We start from the raw sequence: 2,714 nt of genomic DNA, 5'->3' as shown, positions 1-2,714 counted from the left end.
CCGGCTGGTACGATTCCAAACGCACGGGTCGAGTCGGATGGGAACGACTTTGGGAAGGTTGGTTTCGGCTGCAAACCCTGATAGACGGCTATTTGCTGGCTAAATCAGTTGATTTGGAGATCTGATCAAGAGACAGGACCAGAGCGCGGCGGGAAAAACCGGCGTTCAGGGGCGAAAAGCGCGTCAGGGGGTTTTGGGTTCGGCGGTGAACGCACATCGGAAAAAACGGGTTGTAACCGACTGAGTGTGCAGGGAAAATAGGTGTTCGGTAATCAACTTCGCAATGGAATGGGTTGTTACGGATAATAATTTCCTGGGAAAACTGGTAACAGAAGGGTGTGCAATAGCTGCTCCGTGTCGAGCCAAAGTGGCAGAAAAAGTCCTGGAGATAGGCGTTAAGGCGGGTATAACCGGAATAGTGGCAAAGGAAATCGCTGATAAGATTTCTTCAGAAGACTTAGACCATCTGATTATGCTTCAGATGATGGGAAATGATGAAATCACACAGAGTTACCTAAATACACTTCAGGATAAATACACTCAAGTTGCTAATCCAACTGACCTACCAACACATACCGGCGGTGATCAATCCGGTGATATAAGGAAATACCCTAATCATACCGGCAATACGGAAGGTAAGCCGGATGTAGGTGGTAATACGACAGTGACACCAATTCCTGATGGGCCAACGAAAGATGAGCTAATCTATTTATCTGATAGTAATGAATACGTCCCTAGCCCTAAACATGCTCCTGGAGGTTGGGGTACTCCAATGGATTTAACTAATTCAAAAGCCCAAGAAGTTTTGAATAATTCTATTCAAGGTGGAAAGCAACGTTATGGTATAGCTGACGGAAAATTATATGAGTTTCAGCCAGACAATGCCGGTGGTTGGCATGGTTATCCAATACCTGGCAACGAAGCCCCTCCGAAAGTACTACGAGAATTTCTCTCTAGAGGTGATATCAGTAAGTCTGAGTATAATAAAATGATTAAAGGAAAATGATGATGTATAAATTAAGAATTGTATTGTTAGATGAAATATCATCATATGATGAAGGTAATCTTATTAACCTTCTTTTATATAAAGATAAAGAAAATTTTTCTATTTTTCATGGGAAAGTCAATGTGTCTGAGTTTATTTTATGGATGAAAGATAATGAATCTAATATCCGCTATGTTGATCTACCTGATCATAATTGTAGCATTGACTCTATTGCTTATTACATACATGAATTTTACGAAAAAATAGATGTGGATAATGAAAGTTTTATAGATATGATGTTCGAGTATCGAGCAAGCCATTGTTTTAAATTCGCTGCACGAGGTGTTAATTTCCCTGAAATATATATTGGAAAATCAGGTGAAAATTATGAATTATCCTTATATACAAATAAGGGAAAATGGCGATACTTGATTGATATTGATGATCTTTTCACCCATATACTACACTAATAAAGATCCCGGATTTATGAACTGCCCCCAAAATGTTAGACAATCATCCGACATTTAAAAGGGGCAGTTCACTACGTCCGGGAAAAGTGGCTTATCAGGCTAAAAAATCGGTCACGGCAGGGGGGAGCTGGTAACGGCTATTCCTACCGCGACCGATTGAGAAGACCCGCTTTGATTTAAGATTCAGCACCTTTAATCAAAGCGGGTAACTCTCTTCTTTTCAAATCGAAGTATCAGATCTAATCTGAACTAATACACCACTCACAAAATGTACAGGCCCATACACCAAAAGAAACTTTTACCGGGCCTCGTGCCCAGTTTCTTTACCCTTTGTGTTAAAAAATGGCCTTCGGATTATTTTAGCTCCTCATTAATGACCTGCCGAACAATCAACTTTGCAGCCCAACTCGTTAAGTTGATGATTTCATCATTTTCTAACCCAAAAGTATCTTTCAGAATAGTCATAGCCTCTGTACCATATAAAACTGAAATCAACATAATAATCTTATGTATTGTGTCATCTTTAAGCTGACCTTTTAGAGGCGCTAACGCCGTAGAAAGTGTCTCTTTACGGTTACTTTTTTTCTTCAAAACAGGTCGTTTGTGGTTATCTTCACCGGATAAAGATTCCTGCCAGCGTAACTGAGAAATGCGTAAGGCATCCCTCATCAATGCCTCATTGGCTTCTATTTCTTCATAACCCCATCCCAATAACTTCTCAATATTTTCTTCTGCATCATTGCCCATCGGGGGGATAACGAATGATCCAATGACTTGTTTTACAACATATTCGACAAAATCACTGTGAGTTGAAAAGTAGCTGCGCAACGTGGCCTTCGCATATTCAGCTTCATTAGCAATCTCTTCAGGAGACGGAAATTTTTTTTCACGATATAACTTCAGAGCTGAATGAGTGATACGTTCCAGGGTACGACGCCGGACTGGCGACAGATTTTCTTCATCAAACAGAATCATTTAACCCCCTTAAAATTTTAACCGTATAGCATTAACAGTAATAAATATCACTAATGATAAAAAATAACTTGCATGTTGTAAAATATTACAATAGGTTTACATTAGTCTTTGAACTAAGTATGCCACATGGGGTGAACACTATGACGCGATTTGTGGTTGTCGTTGGCACAGCAGACACAAAACTGGACGAGCTGGTCTGGTTGAAATGTTGTTTACACCTCGCAGGAGTTAATTCAATCATCATTGATGTGTCTACATCAACTCCCGGGGAAAATCATCAGAAT

Annotated in this window: 3 protein-coding genes and 1 pseudogene; 3 read left to right on the top strand and 1 reads right to left on the bottom strand. The window is 40.1% G+C overall.

Translation table 11 applies throughout. The features are described 5' to 3' along the window. Positions 1–295: 295 nt before the first annotated feature. Together LGZ98_RS24400 and LGZ98_RS23335 are read left to right on the top strand one after the other, a co-directional pair. Positions 296–538: pseudogene (locus tag LGZ98_RS24400) on the top strand (VENN motif pre-toxin domain-containing protein); the annotation flags it as partial. A gap of 470 nt (positions 539–1,008) precedes the next feature. Then, a complete protein-coding gene (locus LGZ98_RS23335) occupies positions 1,009–1,455 on the top strand; it encodes a hypothetical protein (protein ID WP_113044394.1) in 447 nt (148 codons plus the stop codon). 354 nt (positions 1,456–1,809) lie between these two features. Here LGZ98_RS23335 and LGZ98_RS23330 read toward each other — a convergent pair whose 3' ends face one another. Further along, the gene (locus tag LGZ98_RS23330; RefSeq protein ID WP_113044393.1) at positions 1,810–2,430 is read right to left on the bottom strand and encodes a TetR/AcrR family transcriptional regulator; all 621 of its coding nucleotides are present in this window, start codon (positions 2,428–2,430) and stop codon (positions 1,810–1,812) included. Positions 2,431–2,483: 53 nt separating this feature from the next. Here LGZ98_RS23330 and LGZ98_RS24160 point away from each other — a divergent pair. After that, on the top strand, positions 2,484–2,714 hold a 231-nt coding region (locus tag LGZ98_RS24160), incomplete at its 3' end, for a Tm-1-like ATP-binding domain-containing protein (RefSeq protein ID WP_315902006.1).

The sequence above is a fragment of the Photorhabdus kayaii genome (assembly GCF_025384895.1).
In the GTDB taxonomy this organism is placed as follows: Bacteria; Pseudomonadota; Gammaproteobacteria; order Enterobacterales; family Enterobacteriaceae; genus Photorhabdus; species Photorhabdus kayaii.
The sequence above is the reverse complement of the archived record's forward strand: the minus strand, read 5'-3'. Positions and strand labels throughout refer to the sequence as shown.